The sequence below is a fragment of the Xenorhabdus anantnagensis genome (assembly GCF_028598555.1).
GTDB classification, from domain to species: Bacteria; Pseudomonadota; Gammaproteobacteria; order Enterobacterales; family Enterobacteriaceae; genus Xenorhabdus; species Xenorhabdus anantnagensis.
Map to the genome: position 1 here is coordinate 16147 of NZ_JAQRFN010000026.1, position 15840 is coordinate 31986.

Sequence of the window (15840 nt, forward strand, 5' to 3'; positions counted from 1 at the left end):
CCGAGCGTAAAAATTTAAGGAGGGGGCGGTTCCGTTCAGAGGGGCATTTGTCATTTTTGATACCCCACCCCGTTATTTCAATTTGTTATTATTCCGAAGTTAACCAACCGTGCTACTTTTTCTTCCTGCTCCCGATAAGCTCCCTGTTTTCGCTTCATTTTAGTTATCGGATCTGTCTGTACCGTCTTACGGTTGTGGCAGGCATGGCATAGTGCTTGATGATTGGATGCAGGCCAGAACAGCACATCTGCTTCACCTTGTATCGGGATGATGTGATCCACAATGGTGGCGGGTGTGTAACTGTTTTGTTTGAGGCAATGTACACATAAGGGATGCGTTTTGAGATACATCAATCTGTATCTGCTCCATCGGTTACTGTAGCCACGTTCGGTACGTGTACCGCGCTGCCTGTTCTGTTCCCGCCGATGTTCCTCACAGCGACCGGACGTTACTCGTTGCGTACAACTCGGATAACTACAACGCCTTAATGGTTGCCACGGCATCAGTAGATCCCCACATCACGATAGACAGACCACAATGAGTTAATGGTGAACGGGATTTCTTTCAGTTCAACATCCGTTGCCATTTCCCGATTTTCATACAGCAAGCCGATATAGAGCAGGCAACCGACTTTAATCGCTGGGGTAAATGCCAGATTATCACCAAACCGCTTACCGATATGTTGCTGGCAGACTTCCAACGCAGCATCGGCATAACCCGTTAATAAACTATCATCAAGGGTGTAATCGTCCTCAAGCCGACAATGCTGCTTGATTTCATTCAGGGGAATTTCAATCCGGCTCATCGGAATATCCCTCCCTTGCAAAGTAGCTCTAGGCGGGTGTATTTCGCATCGGGAATGACCGCCATAATGCTAAAAGCTGTGCCCGTCGTGTTCGCGCCGTGAAAGGTAATACTGTTCGCTGTGGTCACATCCGCACGATAACGCAGCCAGATACGCACTGTGGCTTCTGAGAACACGGCGCCGGAGGCCACCAGCTCCCGTCCGCTAATCGCTTTGACTTCTGCCCAGACAGTGGCTAAATCTACCCAGTTGTTGAGTACTTCACCAAATTTACCCCGACTGGCTTCATTTTTTCGGATTGTCACCCGATGCCGTAATCTGCCTGCTCTCATTTTTTGGCCTCCGATTGTTGTTTGATTTCCACGGTTTGCTTCCATGCCTGACTGAATTCATCACCACCGGCACGGGGCGATAATCCTTCCCGTTCACGAGCTTCATTCGGGCACATCACACCGGATTTAATCGCCGTCTCATAACTCTGGAAGCGTTCTTTCGGATTGGCGCGAAGCAGATCGGCTGTGTCAAATTCAACTTGGTAGCGAATGCCTCGTTTTGGTGAGTTCATCAGCAAGGCGGATTTGATTTGTTGCTCAAAATTGGCAAGCCACGGACGCATGGTAATAGTCAGAAAAGCGCGTGACGCTTCGCTAAAGTTACTGTAGGTACTGTTCGAATATTCTTGCAGAAATATCGGACTGACATTGAACATACGGGCGATATCTTCAATAGTGAAACGGCGGGAGGCCAGCCACTCCGCATCCTGATTGCTCATGCCTAACTGCTGGTAATCCATCCCACCCTCAAGAATAGGCGTTTTCCCTGCATTACGTGCACCCTTGTAGCGTTCTAGCGCTTCCAGTGCCTTACTGCCCTTGATGCCATCCAGCCAGTCAGTGGCTTTAATCACGCCTGCTGCCATCATGCCTTCTTTCATAATGCTTGCCCCGTGGCGCTGTTGTGCCAGCCCTAAACCCAATGTTTCTCGGCAAATTGTGACTGGTGAGCGCCCCAAAAAGCCATCTTCCGTGGCATAGCGCAAATGCAAAATTTCTTCCTGTAGATAGGTTTTGACCTTGCCGCTATAGGGTTCGGTAATGGTATAAGCAAAGCGGTGATCCGATAATCGCTGTGGGACAACCGCTGACAGCGGGTAAGGGTGTAATGATTGTGGCTGTCCGTCTTTTCCCCAGACGATGACCGCATATGCATTGCCATTTAACAGGCAATGACGCATCAGGGTTCGCTTAAACTGAAACGGGGTCTGGCAGTCGTTCGGGTATTCATTAAGCAAATAATCAACCGGATGATCGCTCAACCATTCGCGGGATTCTTTGCCGTGCTGGTGCTGAACCCGATAGAGATAACAGGGCATGGTGGCGACCGCTTCACTAATCACTGTGACGGCATTCATCACGGCAGGTAAACCCTCGGCGGTCGAGGGGGAAACATGCTCGCCGGATTTGGTATTAGATATGCCTGCCAGAGAAAAAAATTCATCCATCGTCATACTGCGCTGTTCTGGAGTACTTCGCTTAAAAGGCCACATGATCACACCTCGGACAGTTGCAGCCAGTAATGGCGCAAATCCACATAACAAGGCTTAACCGCATTCAGGGATCGTTTGGCAATCTCAACACCACTTTCAGGATAGGCGGGTAAACTGGTAACAGTAATTTCCCGCAGTTCGGCTTCTAAAACGGTTCTGATATACGGTGTTTGACTGGTATCCCACCGATCGTTAACGGCACGAAAACCAAAGGACATACCGGAAATATCACCCCGCTCAACCAGTGTCAGCACATCGCGTCCTAGCTGCGTATCCGGCGGGGTGAGTTCGAAACGTAATCCGGTGGTATCTTCGCTAATTTGCAATGTACCGGACGTAGTGCGGCCTAATAGGTTCATATGATCATGCTCATACAGTGCTCTGATATCTGCGCCTGCTGTTAAACTGGCACTGAACGCATTCGGGGCGAATTGCTCGACAAACTCATCCCACAGGATTTGGGATCGGCTGTTCCACTTAATCACATAACCGGTCAGTTTCTTATCACTGGCAGAAAGGGAAGCAGTGCGGATTTCAAAATCATTTTTCATTGGTAGACTCCAGATTATAAAGGGGCGCAGTGCCCCTTACCGTTAACCCGCTTTAGTGCCTTTGATTTCCAGCACTTTGATTGCGTTGGAATCCACCAGCCCACCACCCAGATATTTATCGGTATGTACCTTATAAAATCCCGGCTCGGTGATATTATCGGGACGAGTGCGGATGCCCGTTTGATGGTCAACGATGAAATAGCCGCGTTTGAAGTCACCCAGAGCAATGATGTTATCCGGCATAAATTCGAGATAATGGACAGGCAAGCCCAGCAACATATCAGGATCACCTGCTTGCAGGCGTTCGCGCCAGATGTAATCCCCGTTGCCATTTTTCAGCTTCTGCACGTTGGCGGCAGTTGTGGAATTCATCACCCAAACGGCGTTCTTACGGTATTTGTTTTTAAGCAGGAATTTCAGATCAATCAGGCTATCGGCTTCCAGTTTGGCAGCATCCAGCTTTTGCAGTGTACCGAACGCACGTATCTTGTCGACTTGAGTATCACGGGGATACGACAGGAAGCCTTTTGCTTTCTTGCTGCCGTCACCACTCACCAGATCGGTTTCTTCGGTATCAACAAAGGTGTCAACGATTTCTGAGGTTAACCAGCCCAGAATATCGACATCGCTAAAATCGATAATTTCCTGCGTGGTTTTGGGATAGGCATAAATCGGAAACAGCTTGATGCTGACTTCTTCCATTTTCGGTGTAGCTGTCTCACTACGTGCCTTGCCTTCTTCCCCATGAGCAACCGCTGCACCACCGACCGAAACAAGCTGTTTATACTCATTGCTGCGTGTGGTTTTGATGGTACAGATTCGGCGCATAACCGACTCATCAGCCAACTGCTGCATGATTTGTTTGTTCAGCTCAGGGATAACGGTATAGCCACCGTCTGCCGGAACTCCCGTAGATAAGGAGCGAGTTTCTCCGGTCAGGATATAGTGGCGCAATTCGTCATTATTGAGTTTGTTATTGATCGGCTGGTTTTTGGCTTGGCTGCGTTCTTCATCAGATAATGCCTCATAACGAGCAATTTCCGTATTCAGAGAATCAGACTGGCTGCGCAGCTCGTCGAACTGTTTGGCTTCATCGGTAGATAGTGAGCGCTTTTCGTCTTCGGCTTTGGTCAGCAGTGAGCGCATTTGTTGGGTTAAATCAGCTTTTTGTTGGCGTAATTCGAGTAGTTTTTTCATGGTATTTTTCAGAAAAGTTATTGTTTCAGTACATAGTTTTTAACACCATGAAAATAATAAGAAAGGAATCTAACTATGATGTTCTAACATACAAAACATAAAAAATTTCATCTTAAAATTATTTCTTTTATTTAAATTTACAATGAGAATTTATTTTATAGAAAGATTACCTATCAAATTGTAAAAAAACATTCCATTTTAAATGGTTGCTGGTTATGCTAGCCGATTGGATTAATAATATTAAGGTTAATTTACAATGGATGGAGTTAATTATTATTTCCTAATTTTAAATATATCAGGTTATCAAGGCCCATGCTTTATTCTTGGTATATTTGAAACTGAAGAACTGGCAAAAAAAGCACAAGAAAAATATTCTGAAAAAATGAGTCATGCTGAAAAAGACGATATATTGCGAGAAGGTGTAGAAATACAATTAATTAAGAGCGATTTTAATTTAAATTCAATTGGATACGTTGCATCTATGTATGCAGAGGGCTTTGGTCAAGTTTATCGTGACTCATTTCTCTTATTTAGTAATAAGGATACCGCAATACAGGAAACGAAAAGACTAAATGAACTTATTGAATTGGATGAGGAACGTACATTCCCTGAATATTATTTAATGGAAGAAATAAAGATAAATGCATTAAGAGACACTAAATTAGAAGATTGGCTAGACAGCGATTATGGCGAATATTATTAGCTGGTAATTGTGTAAATTATCTTAGCTATCTGGTATTCCTACCGATTCAAGGTAATAACAAAAACTCATAAGAATTTTATACCAACATAATAAAGGGCACAAACAAAACAATCACGGGAAATATTTTCTATATGCTTAAATTTTCCCGTATGTTAAACACTAATGTAGCGTCTCGGTTAGTTTTCCCACAAAAGTACCCCCCTATAAATCTTTTACGTCCTCTCAGTTATACACCCTCTGCATAATTCTCCGAAAGCCTTGCTACATCTGGGTTTGTGGTAATTAATATGATATTCATTAACTGTAACCCCTATTCACCCCCTTTTTTATCCTAATGAAGAGAATGTATAGTTGATGTATAGCTAAGAAATAACTATACATCTATTATTTTATTTTAAATACAGATAGATATTTAAAATGGTGCATAGAATGCAGACTTAAACCCAAAAGTTTTATAGAGAGGATTTAAAGCCTCGGCACTCAGGCACTGACGGCAGCCACTCTTCGGCTTCTTCGGACAACTCAACGTTATAAGAATAACCTTTCTTGGTTCGCACTTTCCGATACCCCTTTTTATACTCCAGCATAATTTTGGGGAGCGATTCGCCGAACTTGGTCAGTGTTAGCGGGCGTTCAAAGCCGTGCGCTTCCATAAAGGAAAGATAAGCATGATACAGATACAACCTCGGTGCCCGTGGGCTGATATTCTTATTGCCCATCTTCATCCCAGTTGCATCATTGACGGTTACCAGATAACCACAAAAGCGATACAACGGATCAGAATGACTCTTTACCGTTAACGCTTCATTCGAGTCGCGTTGCGCCTGTAGCAGTTTTTTAGCCTTATTCTGGTCGGCAAATTCGTTTAATAAATGGCGGATAATGACCGGCAATTCCCGACTGATTTTCTCCGGTAAATGTGGGTCTTTATCTGATTCTTTGACCGGAATATTAAACGGGAATATCACCCGCCGCCTTGCAATACCGCCGTTACGTTCTGTAAAGCTCATCGGCTCGTTATTGGTGGCTAATACGACAGCTTTAATAATCGTTGAAAACTGCTTCTCGTATTTTCCGTCAACTTCAATCAGGTCGCCGCCGGTAATGGCCTTAATGCCTGCACCTTCGCCGACATATTTAACCTGATCGGGCAGCGTAATCAGGCTTTTCCCAACAAACTGATATCGGCCTCTGGCTTCGTCCAGTGCCCGCATGTTGCCACTGGCCGTATTGTGTTCCCCCGCTAATAAGGTGGCGATATAGGTAAAGATGCTTTTACCGCTGCCACCTTCGCCCGTGACTTCAATAAATAGCTGCCAGTCATAGCGGTTTGCCAGGATCATAAACAGAGCTGCTTTAATACGGTTCATCTTGTTTTCATTGCTTCCCGCCGCATGGGATAACCAGCGATAAAAATCTGGGGCATGGTCTGGTAAATTTTCACCGACAGCAGGCGGGGTGAATGCAATACCGTTATGATTCATTAACCAATGTTCCGGCTGGTGCAGGGTAAACTGTTGAGCCGATAAATCATACACACCATTACGGAACCCGATTAAATCCTGTCGTTGTTCCCCGATAACCGGCACTTGTAATTTCATGGCATAGATAGCGTTATTGATCCCGTTCGGGCTGTAAGGGGTTTCGTGCTGGTCAAAAATTGCCACCATTGCGCGGCGCAGCTCATTATCCGACACGGTTTCCCATGTTGTACCATTATAGTGGTAAACCATTTCGCTATCAGGATGAACCGCGACTTTACCGTAACGTTCAACCAATAGTGCCCCGCGCTGACTGGCTGCCATTTGTGCCAGATTGTTATTGGCCTTTTTGGGCTTTGTTTCGTGGATAATCACCGCTTCTGCTTCCATGAGTTTTGGCTCCCCAACCTGATATAATCCATTACTGAATACCTGCTTTGCTGCCTCAATGCCGTGATGCTGGCGATAATCGTCCCAATCAGATTTTAATGCCGTAGGCGGTAGCGTGACCCAGCCGTTAATCGCTATAGCTGCTTTTTCTGCCGCTATCTTGCCGACATTCTTTTTTAGCCTGCCGTTTTTGTCCCGCTCTTCCGGTTCGTGCCAATCGTTATCAGCGGCAAGGATGATTTTTGCGTTAGGCCACTGTGTTCTGACCTGTTCGGCAATGGTGAATAAATTGCTTTCATCAATGGCTGCCAATACCACACCCTCATGTAACTGGCTGGCCGTTAACGCTGTGGCATAACCTTCGGTGATAATGAAAGTGTCTGGTGTTCCGGTAATCTCGGAGACAGGAATAAAACTGCCTTTCTTCTGAGTCCCTGAGACAAGGCGTTTTTCACCATTAGGCTTGATGGTTTGCCCGCCTGTGATCGTGCCGTCCAGCGTTTGAACCACCAGTAATAAAGAGCCATCTTTCAATAACCGCTGATTGGGGCATTGCAGCCCCTTTTTCATCAGATATTGAGATTCACCCGTAATAGCTGTAGCGAGCATTGTTACGATACGTTCAGCAATAGGTTTCGCTGTTCGGGGCTGTTCTTTGGTGGACTTGGATTCAGGTAAAGGAAGTGCCAGCGCATCGGCTACCAACTTAGCGGCAGCAAAGACCGTGATCCCTTTGGTTCTTGCGATCAAATCCAGACCATCACCGTGATTGGGTGCATCACACTGACGACAGTGCCAATCGCCATGATGGTTATCATCGATAAAGTGAAAGCGGTCAGTACCGCCGCAAATCGGGCAAGCGCCGTGTTTGCCTTTTGCCGGAACATCAACGCCACAAGCAGGTAACAGGCTTTGCCAGTGGTTGATGGCTGATTTTTTCACTGTTCGGATAATATCTAACGGGCGGCTTTTCTGATTATTATTTCCCTGACTCATGATCACTCGTCCTCGCCATTAACCGCTGCATAGAGCGAATAGTAAACTTCCTGATTAATATCACAGGCTAGCGACAGCAAATCGTGTAACTCTTCCGAACAGTGTTGGCTTGCCTGCTCAAGAATGATCTCATATAAAGAGGTACATAAACCCGCACGAAATGAAGCCTGACCTAACGGATCGGATTTTCTGTATACAATGCAATTTAATAATTTATTCATCGGTGGCTGCGGAGCATATTTCAACAGGGCGCGGTGAACCTCCTGATGAATGCCGTACGCCAATGCAATCAGATTATTTAAATTGGTTTCGCATTCATTTTTGGCTTTTTTGCTAATGAACGTGAAAAGTGAAATGCCAAGACTTGCGCGATATAGAGCTTGTTTTAATGAGATTGTTTTATTACTCATGGTGTGCCTCCTGACGTGATACAAAGATCAGAGAGGACATGTCAGCCAATAGACGAGCTTCATTTTCACTGCTTGCCAGAACGATAATCAAGCATAACGGGTAAATATCCACCAGCCGCTGAGTGCCGGATGCAATTAGGAATGTAAATTTTAGGCGAGTTTGGTTAGACTGTGTGTCAGCCATAGCGTAAATCTCCTTTACGTTGTGGTTAGACGCCTCGATAGTGGTTCCAAGCACTTCGGGGCGTTGTCTTTTCTGCCTTGAATCACTCAAGGTGCGATTCACTTTACTTGTAATTGAATCGCACTTCAATTCTTTTTTTATAATTCCTTTTGTGTATACTGAATCGCACCTATATATAAGGAGTTCAGCAATGGCAACAGGTTCTAAGAATTCTAAGTCACAACAATTAAACGCAAGATTTCCACATGAAGTTGTAGAAGAAATGGAAAAATATATTGCAGAAGGCGAAAACAAAGCACAGTTTATCGTTACCTCTGTCAAAGCTGAGATCAAACGCCGCCAGCGCAAAGCTAAAGCTTCATCTGAGCAATAGCTAATTAATCGATAATAAATCCAGTAGTTAGCTATTTCTTTAAAAGAGAATAAATTAAGGATAACATTCGCAGTGTTATCCTTTTCTTTTTCAATCCAATCAACAGCAATATAATTAATAAAAATATCGCATACCTGATTTTTTATATATAAAATACTATCACGGTTATTAGCCATGTTTTTATTTATCATCTTTTTTATTTGCTGTTTTTTTATTCATGATGAGAGAATATGTTTTCTCTGCTTATCAGCCAGTAATATTTCTTTATTACATTTCACCACGAGATTCGGCAATGCGTTTAGCTATCCAGCTATCGACTTCTGATTCAATAAAAGCAATTGAGTGAGAGCCAATTTTAACTTGTTTGGGAAATTTATTTTCTCCAATAAGTTTATAAAGCCACGCTTTGCTGTAACCAGTTCTGCGTTGAACTTCTGGCAAGCGAATAAGATTTTCTTTAGGTATAGTAATTGTTGACATATTTTCCCCGTTAGCTTGTCTATAATTGATGCTTCTGGACGTTGTTAGAACAGGGATAATTAAACAGAATTTATAATGTGAGATCATCACACTGGGATAGTGCTTTGTTTCATACAAAGAATCCAATATGTTTTATAGACCACAAAATAACTATTTATGATTAAAAAAATCATAAATAGTTATATATTAAACAACAAAGATAATTATTTTATATTGATTCAGTTAAGCACGTTTCTTAAATTTTCCATGTATCACATTCTCTCCTAATTCGAGTGCATCCATATAATCCGCATACCATTGCAGCATTTCCCGACGACCATCCAGATATTGGGCATGATTATAAGTGCCTCGTATGCTGTTTTTATCAACATGAGCAAGCTGTGTTTCAATCCAAGCAGTGTTATAGCCCTGTTCATGTAAGATAGTGCTCATGGTGTGGCGGAATCCATGACCTGTGGCTTTTCCACCATAACCAATACGTTTAAGAACCTGATTAATAGCAGCTTCACTCATTGGCTTACCTGCGTCATTCCTGCCATGAAAAGCAAAATTAAATCTGCCTGTGATCGCCTCTAACTCTCTCAGCAAAGCCAGAGCCTGCTCAGAAAGTGGGACAATATGAGGCCGACGCATTTTCATGCGTTCTTGTGGGATTTCCCAAATTGCTTTATCGAAATCAATTTCTGCCCAAGTAGAGGCTCGCAGTTCTATTGTTCTTAATCCGGTAAGTAAAAGTAATTTGGTCGCGATTTGAGTAATCTTACTTCCGCTATAGAGGGAAAGTGCCTGTAGGAACGCGGGTAATTCATCAACATTCAAATGCGGGAAATGTTTGGCTTTCGGTGTTGCTAATGCTCCAGCCAGTTCAGCAGCAGGATTATATTCTGCTCTTCCTGTGACAATTGCGTATCTGAAAACTTGGTTATATGCCTGCCTGATTTTTTTCAACTTATCAAGAACGCCGCGCTGTTCCATTTTGCGCAAAACGGTGAGCATGTCTAAAGGTTTGATATCGGTGATAGCTTGCTTGCCAATATAAGGGAAAATATCTTTTGTGAAGCCTTCTAAAAGGTCTTCTGCATAACCCTTTGACCAGTTGGGAGCCTTGTAAGCGTGCCACTCAAGGGCGATTTTGTCGAAGCTGTTATTTACGATGAGAGCCTTTTCTCTTTTTTCCTGCTTTTTAACTTGCCCCGGATCATCGCCATTTGCCAATATCTTTTTGGCGTCTTCCCTTTTGTTTCTGGCCTCTGCCAACGTTACGGTGGGATAAGTACCAAATGCCAATCGCTTCTCTTTACCTGCAAAGCGATATTTTAACCGCCAACATTTGGAACCATTCGGAAAAATTTCTAAGTACATGCCCCCACCATCGGAGAGTTTGTACGATTTGTCTTTGAGCTTTGCGGTGTCTATCTGTCTGGCTGTCAACTTCATGTGGGGGCATCCATTTTGATTGAACCTAACAATGCCCCCTATTATGCCCCCAGAGATCTGTAGATTTCAACATACCTGACTAGACTACAGGAGAACAGGAAAAGGCTAATACTGCGTATTTACTGGGGTTTTGTAGACTTCGGAAGACGTTACGATATGAAAGGATGGTACGCCCTACAGGATTCGAACCTGTGACCTACGGCTTAGAAGAACGTGGAGCGTCAAGTATCCCACTGAAATATAACGACTTATCTTCGCTCGCATCGTGTTTTGTGTCGTTATTCACCTCTTATTGTTTCTTGTTGTCATTCGCGTGTCTCTATCAGCGACACAAATACGACACAACGAAACACCACCAATAATTATCTCGCCTACCTCGAAACATCACCCATTGACCATACCCCACCCACCAGCCCGCCGACTACATGGATGAGATATCAGGCATAAAGTGGTGGTGATTTGCGTTTTCTTCAATGATATAGTCGATCGATTTTAACAAGAGAAAGCAAACAAAGTTATGCAAAAAAGTATATTTAGAAAAGACATAAATGGACTAAGAGCCTTAGCTGTTATGTCCGTTGTATTGTTTCATTTTAACAGCAATTATCTCCCTGGTGGGTTTGCTGGGGTTGATGTTTTTTTCGTCATCTCTGGGTACTTAATGACATCAATTATATTCAAAGGATTAGAAGGTGGTAATTTTTCTATCTTAAGATTTTTTCAGGCTAGGGTCAGAAGGATAGTTCCCGCATTGGTTGCAGTAATTGCTATTGTGTTATTTTTGGGATATTTGTTTTTTGAACCGTTGACTTATCAATTGGTAGGGAAGCACGGATTATCAAGCTTGTTGTTCATATCTAATATTATATATGCCAATGAGTCAGGTTACTTTGATGCAGATGCATTCAGTAAGCTATTCCTGCATACTTGGTCGCTTTCTGTTGAATGGCAGTTTTATGTAGTATATCCAATAGTATTGGTTGTATTATCAAAATTAATTTCCATTAAAAAGCTGAAATTAGTTGTTTTAATATCCGCTTTAGCTAGTTTTTCTTTTTGTGTTTACCTATCTTCCGTTGATGAAACCTTGTCATACTTCATGTTGTATACAAGGGCATGGGAAATGCTGATTGGTGGATTGGCTTTTCTATATCCAATAAATACCACAAAACACAATAAAATAATCATTGAGGTAGCTGGTTTATCATTAGTTATTTCAGCATTTTTTATTTTTTCAGATGATAGTTTATGGCCTAGTTACAATGCACTTATTCCTGTATTCGGAGCGTACTTATGTATATTAGCTAATAATGATAAAACATTACTATCTAATGCAGTATTTCAAAAAATAGGATTATACTCATATTCAATTTACTTGGTTCATTGGCCATTTATTGTTTTTTTCAAAAAAATAAATGTAAATATTAACCTTGCTGTTTATTTGATTTCAATAATCATTATCGCGTTTGTGATATTCAATTTCATTGAAAAAAGAAGAAATTACAAATATGGATTATTATTTATTTTCCTGATATCAATGGCATCATCATATACAATTTCTATAGATGGATTAGGATTCAGGGTTGATGATAAATATAAATTAACCAAGAAAGAGTTTCATAGGGAGTATTTTGGTGGAAGTGCTATAAGGCAGGCCAGTGATATACAGTATTTTAATATCAGTGATGGTGAAAAACCAAGAGCTATAATAACAGGTGATAGCTTTAGTAGACAATATATGAATAGCTTTAAGAATGAAAAATTCAAAGCTATTGGTATATTTAAAGATGGTTGTTTTATAACTCAAAATTATTATTCTAAATTTGATGATAATGATGATAGGCTATGTATTCTTAGATATAAAAACTTCATTCATGTTATGAATAGCCATCCTGAAACCGATGTTATATTATCCATGTCTTGGGGAGATTATAAATTAACAAACCGGATAACTGGTGAAAAATTAACGAAAAACATTAATCAGGCTATAGTTAATGATCTTGCGGAATTAATAAAAATAGGTGGACATAAAAGACATTATTATATAATTGGTAAAACAAATGGTAGTGAAACGCAATCATTTGAATGCTTAGCTAGAAACAACTTGCCGATAAGCAAATTATTAAAATCTTGTCCTTCCGATAATCAGAGGAAGAAGATAATGATAAACGAAGATATAAAAAAAATTGAGTCTAGTTTTAACAATGTCACCTTCATTGATCCGAACGATGCGTTATGCAAAAATGGTAGATGCCTTCTTTTAAATAAAAATAGCGATCCTATATATTCCGATAATAGCCATTTGTCAATATACGGTTCCAATATTGTTGTTAAATATATAATGGATAAGATAAATTAAAAATAAATGCCCTCGTTAGAGGGCATTATATTTATGGATTGTATGCTCTTGTGTTCAATACCCCTTTCTCAACGATTATTTCCCAAAACTGCCCTGTTACTTGATCCATTATAACCGGGGATGAGTTTTTAGTTAAAAATCTAACATGCCCAGAAACATCACCACCTGAACTTCCAACAACACCCATTCTAGTATTATGTGAGTCACATTTAGCAAAAATACATCCTATCTTCAAAATACTAGGTGATTCAAAATCATAATAAGTCACTTTCAGGGTATATACCCTGACCATTAATCTTATTCCAGTAACATTAGTTGATCTTAAATCTTCGTAAGTTGAATATATAACCTTGCCGTTTGAATCAAGAGCCTCTAATTTCACCTTTCCTTTTAGAGCTGATATATATGAAAGTGTTTGGCCTATAAGCGTAAAGTTATAAATGGATGATATCATTTCCATTTCTATAGAGACTGAATCACTAGTGGATACATTTATATTTGTTGATGATGACTGATTGCCATCAAACATATTATTTATGTTTTCAACAGAAGATGTTATGTCGCTGCCGTTTTTAATAACTCTAGTTCTGAATCTTGGCCTTAATGCGAAATTACCCAGAAAATTATCAACACCTCTTATGTATCCATGTGATGATCCCCTTGCTGATAAAGCGTATCCTGATGACTCAGGGAATATATTTTTGTATGGGAAAGACTCAGCTATAAAATTGTTAGCCCCGGGGAGATCTTCTCTTACAAATTTACTATACCAAGATTCTCCGTCATTTAGAGTGGAAAATAATAGCTCTACAATATTATTTGTTGATTCTTGGAATACATCTGGTGACTTTCCGCCTCTAGAGAATTCGAACAATATATCATCATTCCCTGCATTTATATCCCATCCTTTAATTGTGAATTTATTATCATATCCTTCACAATACATAAATCTCTTTGTTGTTACTTTTGTGGACTGTAACTCAGCCAGAATGATGTTACTGGAAACCTCCCCACCACGAGTGGTTTGCGGGTTGGTCGATGAGCACAACAAACGTATTGCATCCTTAAAGCGCCGTGCCCTGATATCAATGGTGTTACCATTCACCCATCCGTTAAACTGATCCTGCGATTCAGCTTCCCAAATGCCTTGCATGACCAGTGAATAACTAAAACCGTCAATGTAGAAGTTTAACTTATTACGGTGAACATTTTCCCATGAACGCTCTGTAACGCCGAGTGTTGGGCGCATCCACGCCCCCCCCAACATTAACACGCCGCCCCCCGTTAGGTTTGCATAATCATCAACATTGCCCTGATCCCATCCGTCATAATCAATATGACCATTACGAATATCCAAACGCCCTGAGATAACATTATCCTGGCAGCCGAGCGTGCCATTCGGTGAGCGCCAACTATAAAAGCCAACCATAAAATAATCATCAGGCAAAACAATATTTTTTGATGATTTTAAGTGCCCATAGGTCGGCATCATAACATTGCGCCTGAACACAATGCCGCAGTCTATTAGGCTGGTCAGGGTTAGCGTTCCTTCCCATAACAAGGTGATATCTTCAAATACGACACGCTCTGAATATTCATATTCTTTGCCACGCGGAATGACCAAGGCATAACCGTTTTCTTTACACCAATCAGCCGCAGATTGAATATAGTTTCCGCCCAAATGTGTAAAATAATCGAGTGATTTTGTTTTCCACTGATAGTTAATGACATCGCCCACAGTAAATTTATCATCTGCCATGATAGCATTAGCACCCCACGGAGATTCAAGCTGCAGCCTGAGTTGATCAGGGTCATATTTAAGCACATTGGGAAAATAAAATTGCTGCACCCCATAGCTATCATAAATAGCCATAGAATGCCCCTGAACGGTCACGAACTTAGCAATCTGCCCGGCATAAACAGGATAGCCCACCGCATTGATAATGATAGGCTGAGGTGCAGGGATATGCGCCCCATCCTCACGTTCCAAATAAACCTGAATCTGGTTCTCTGGAATGGTCGGATCGGTATCGATTTTGCCAATATAAATTCTGCCGTTAGAGCACGCCTTGAAAGAGCGCGCCATAGTAAACAACTGAGACGGCATTGAGACGACAACATTAGGGGTTATTTCTGACATTTATGTTCTCCAGACGTGCGAAATCCCAGCGGGGGAAACTGTATTGGTTGAAATTTGGATGTAAAAAAATCCGCACTAGGCGGCGTTAGTAAAACAGATGGTTTTCTAAACTTTGGCTAAACTGTATGATGAGAAAAAATGAACATAAAAAGGACAAATAATGTCTGACGAAAGCAACAAACAAGAATGGCTGAGCTTCTTAAGAAGACTGGCTAAGGTAAACATAAAATCGTTTGGCGATTTCATTAAAGCTAAAGACGCTAGTAACAAGTGCTTATCATGTGGATGCTCAGACCTTAGCGTCCCCCAGATGGAACTTGTAGATAAAGAAAACAATGAAACATTAAAGCATGCCAGATATGACACGGTTGGCATCGTGACAGATGACTCTCAATTTAATATTGAAAGTTATTCCTACTGGATTTTGTGCGAAAACTGCGGTCATGAAATGCGCTATAACGCCAGCGTCGTGCTAAAATGGGTTGAAGAAAATGCAAAATAATAATGTTATAAGCTTAATAACAAGAGAGCCGCTAAACCAACAAGATACCAAGCATCATGAGCAAGGTGATGGCGGCGGCGGAGGTGATGATATGCTACAACGCATCAAAGAACTCGAAAAAGAAGTCTCTACCATCAAGACCGATGTTGCGGTTATAAGGTCAAACTATGTAACCAGAGCTGACCTACACGAAGAGATAGGCAAACAAACAAAGTGGATAGCGGCGACCATCATCGCGACCGCTGGGATCTCACTTGCTGTTGCTAAGTTCATATTCTAAGCAGGG

The 15840-nt window shown here is 41.6% G+C and carries 17 protein-coding genes; 5 read left to right on the plus strand and 12 right to left on the minus strand.

Annotated features, from left to right (window positions below):
- Positions 1-77: 77 nt before the first annotated feature.
- The 6 genes from PSI14_RS15970 to PSI14_RS15995 are packed head-to-tail and all read right to left on the minus strand — an operon-like array spanning position 78 to position 4099.
- Positions 78-503 carry an HNH endonuclease gene (locus tag PSI14_RS15970; RefSeq protein WP_273576811.1) on the minus strand — a complete coding sequence of 142 codons (426 nt, stop codon included), beginning with the start codon at positions 501-503 and terminating at the stop codon, positions 78-80.
- A complete protein-coding gene (locus tag PSI14_RS15975; RefSeq protein WP_273576812.1) occupies positions 503-805 on the minus strand; it encodes a head-tail connector protein in 303 nt (100 codons plus the stop codon). Before PSI14_RS15975 ends, PSI14_RS15970 begins: the two co-directional genes overlap by 1 nt.
- Positions 802-1137, minus strand: coding sequence for a phage head closure protein (locus PSI14_RS15980; RefSeq protein ID WP_099115757.1), 336 nt, complete (start codon positions 1135-1137; stop codon positions 802-804). The genes PSI14_RS15975 and PSI14_RS15980 overlap by 4 nt, the downstream gene beginning before the upstream one ends.
- Complete coding sequence (locus PSI14_RS15985; protein WP_273576813.1) at positions 1134-2351, minus strand: phage portal protein; 1218 nt, start codon at positions 2349-2351, stop codon at positions 1134-1136. The genes PSI14_RS15980 and PSI14_RS15985 overlap by 4 nt, the downstream gene beginning before the upstream one ends.
- A 2-nt stretch (positions 2352-2353) precedes the next feature.
- Complete coding sequence (locus PSI14_RS15990; RefSeq protein WP_273576814.1) at positions 2354-2902, minus strand: HK97 family phage prohead protease; 549 nt, start codon at positions 2900-2902, stop codon at positions 2354-2356.
- 42 nt (positions 2903-2944) lie between these two features.
- Positions 2945-4099, minus strand: a complete 1155-nt coding sequence (locus PSI14_RS15995) for a phage major capsid protein (RefSeq protein ID WP_273576815.1) — start codon at positions 4097-4099, stop codon at positions 2945-2947.
- A 256-nt stretch (positions 4100-4355) separates the two neighbouring features.
- Here PSI14_RS15995 and PSI14_RS16000 point away from each other — a divergent pair, with 256 nt between their 5' ends.
- On the plus strand, positions 4356-4802 hold the full coding sequence (locus PSI14_RS16000; RefSeq protein WP_273576816.1) for a hypothetical protein: 447 nt from the start codon (positions 4356-4358) through the stop codon (positions 4800-4802).
- 452 nt (positions 4803-5254) lie between these two features.
- On the opposite strand, the gene PSI14_RS16005 is transcribed toward PSI14_RS16000, so the two are convergent.
- Genes PSI14_RS16005 through PSI14_RS16015 form a run of 3 tightly spaced genes read right to left on the minus strand, consistent with a single transcriptional unit; the run spans position 5255 to position 8263 of the window.
- Entirely contained in the window at positions 5255-7669 is a 2415-nt protein-coding gene (locus PSI14_RS16005; protein WP_273576817.1) for a primase-like DNA-binding domain-containing protein, read from the minus strand.
- A 2-nt stretch (positions 7670-7671) separates the two neighbouring features.
- Complete coding sequence (locus PSI14_RS16010) at positions 7672-8079, minus strand: hypothetical protein (protein WP_273576818.1); 408 nt, start codon at positions 8077-8079, stop codon at positions 7672-7674.
- Positions 8072-8263 (minus strand): hypothetical protein, encoded by a 192-nt coding sequence (locus PSI14_RS16015; protein ID WP_273576819.1) that lies wholly within the window; start codon positions 8261-8263, stop codon positions 8072-8074. The genes PSI14_RS16010 and PSI14_RS16015 overlap by 8 nt, the downstream gene beginning before the upstream one ends.
- A gap of 190 nt (positions 8264-8453) precedes the next feature.
- On the opposite strand from PSI14_RS16015, the gene PSI14_RS16020 reads away from it, so the two are divergent.
- Positions 8454-8636: a YlcI/YnfO family protein gene (locus tag PSI14_RS16020; protein ID WP_187651465.1), complete on the plus strand. Its 183-nt coding sequence runs from the start codon at positions 8454-8456 to the stop codon at positions 8634-8636.
- A 267-nt stretch (positions 8637-8903) separates the two neighbouring features.
- Here the strand turns inward: PSI14_RS16020 and PSI14_RS16025 are convergent, their stop codons facing one another.
- Positions 8904-9116: a helix-turn-helix transcriptional regulator gene (locus PSI14_RS16025; RefSeq protein WP_273576820.1), complete on the minus strand. Its 213-nt coding sequence runs from the start codon at positions 9114-9116 to the stop codon at positions 8904-8906.
- Between the two features lie 222 nt (positions 9117-9338).
- Positions 9339-10553 (minus strand): tyrosine-type recombinase/integrase, encoded by a 1215-nt coding sequence (locus tag PSI14_RS16030; protein ID WP_273576821.1) that lies wholly within the window; start codon positions 10551-10553, stop codon positions 9339-9341.
- Between the two features lie 517 nt (positions 10554-11070).
- Here PSI14_RS16030 and PSI14_RS16035 point away from each other — a divergent pair.
- On the plus strand, positions 11071-12912 hold the full coding sequence (locus tag PSI14_RS16035) for an acyltransferase family protein (RefSeq protein WP_273576822.1): 1842 nt from the start codon (positions 11071-11073) through the stop codon (positions 12910-12912).
- 31 nt (positions 12913-12943) lie between these two features.
- Here the strand turns inward: PSI14_RS16035 and PSI14_RS16040 are convergent, their stop codons facing one another.
- The gene (locus tag PSI14_RS16040) at positions 12944-15052 is read right to left on the minus strand and encodes a phage head-binding domain-containing protein (protein ID WP_273576823.1); all 2109 of its coding nucleotides are present in this window, start codon (positions 15050-15052) and stop codon (positions 12944-12946) included.
- A gap of 160 nt (positions 15053-15212) precedes the next feature.
- Between PSI14_RS16040 and PSI14_RS16045 the strand changes: the two genes are divergently transcribed.
- The gene (locus tag PSI14_RS16045; protein WP_273576824.1) at positions 15213-15554 is read left to right on the plus strand and encodes a hypothetical protein; all 342 of its coding nucleotides are present in this window, start codon (positions 15213-15215) and stop codon (positions 15552-15554) included.
- Positions 15544-15834, plus strand: coding sequence for a hemolysin XhlA (locus PSI14_RS16050; RefSeq protein ID WP_273576825.1), 291 nt, complete (start codon positions 15544-15546; stop codon positions 15832-15834). The genes PSI14_RS16045 and PSI14_RS16050 overlap by 11 nt, the downstream gene beginning before the upstream one ends.
- Positions 15835-15840: the final 6 nt, after the last annotated feature.

Coding starts and splice junctions, on each gene's coding strand:
- PSI14_RS16035 (WP_273576822.1), top strand. CDS start 11,071: ATGCAAAAAAGTATATTTAGAAAAGACATAAATGGACTAAGAGCCTTA.
- PSI14_RS16005 (WP_273576817.1), bottom strand. CDS start 7,669: ATGAGTCAGGGAAATAATAATCAGAAAAGCCGCCCGTTAGATATTATC.
- PSI14_RS15980 (WP_099115757.1), bottom strand. CDS start 1,137: ATGAGAGCAGGCAGATTACGGCATCGGGTGACAATCCGAAAAAATGAA.
- PSI14_RS16045 (WP_273576824.1), top strand. CDS start 15,213: ATGTCTGACGAAAGCAACAAACAAGAATGGCTGAGCTTCTTAAGAAGA.
- PSI14_RS16050 (WP_273576825.1), top strand. CDS start 15,544: ATGCAAAATAATAATGTTATAAGCTTAATAACAAGAGAGCCGCTAAAC.
- PSI14_RS16030 (WP_273576821.1), bottom strand. CDS start 10,553: ATGAAGTTGACAGCCAGACAGATAGACACCGCAAAGCTCAAAGACAAA.
- PSI14_RS16025 (WP_273576820.1), bottom strand. CDS start 9,116: ATGTCAACAATTACTATACCTAAAGAAAATCTTATTCGCTTGCCAGAA.
- PSI14_RS16000 (WP_273576816.1), top strand. CDS start 4,356: ATGGATGGAGTTAATTATTATTTCCTAATTTTAAATATATCAGGTTAT.
- PSI14_RS15985 (WP_273576813.1), bottom strand. CDS start 2,351: ATGTGGCCTTTTAAGCGAAGTACTCCAGAACAGCGCAGTATGACGATG.
- PSI14_RS16015 (WP_273576819.1), bottom strand. CDS start 8,263: ATGGCTGACACACAGTCTAACCAAACTCGCCTAAAATTTACATTCCTA.
- PSI14_RS16040 (WP_273576823.1), bottom strand. CDS start 15,052: ATGTCAGAAATAACCCCTAATGTTGTCGTCTCAATGCCGTCTCAGTTG.
- PSI14_RS15970 (WP_273576811.1), bottom strand. CDS start 503: ATGCCGTGGCAACCATTAAGGCGTTGTAGTTATCCGAGTTGTACGCAA.
- PSI14_RS15995 (WP_273576815.1), bottom strand. CDS start 4,099: ATGAAAAAACTACTCGAATTACGCCAACAAAAAGCTGATTTAACCCAA.
- PSI14_RS16020 (WP_187651465.1), top strand. CDS start 8,454: ATGGCAACAGGTTCTAAGAATTCTAAGTCACAACAATTAAACGCAAGA.
- PSI14_RS15975 (WP_273576812.1), bottom strand. CDS start 805: ATGAGCCGGATTGAAATTCCCCTGAATGAAATCAAGCAGCATTGTCGG.
- PSI14_RS16010 (WP_273576818.1), bottom strand. CDS start 8,079: ATGAGTAATAAAACAATCTCATTAAAACAAGCTCTATATCGCGCAAGT.
- PSI14_RS15990 (WP_273576814.1), bottom strand. CDS start 2,902: ATGAAAAATGATTTTGAAATCCGCACTGCTTCCCTTTCTGCCAGTGAT.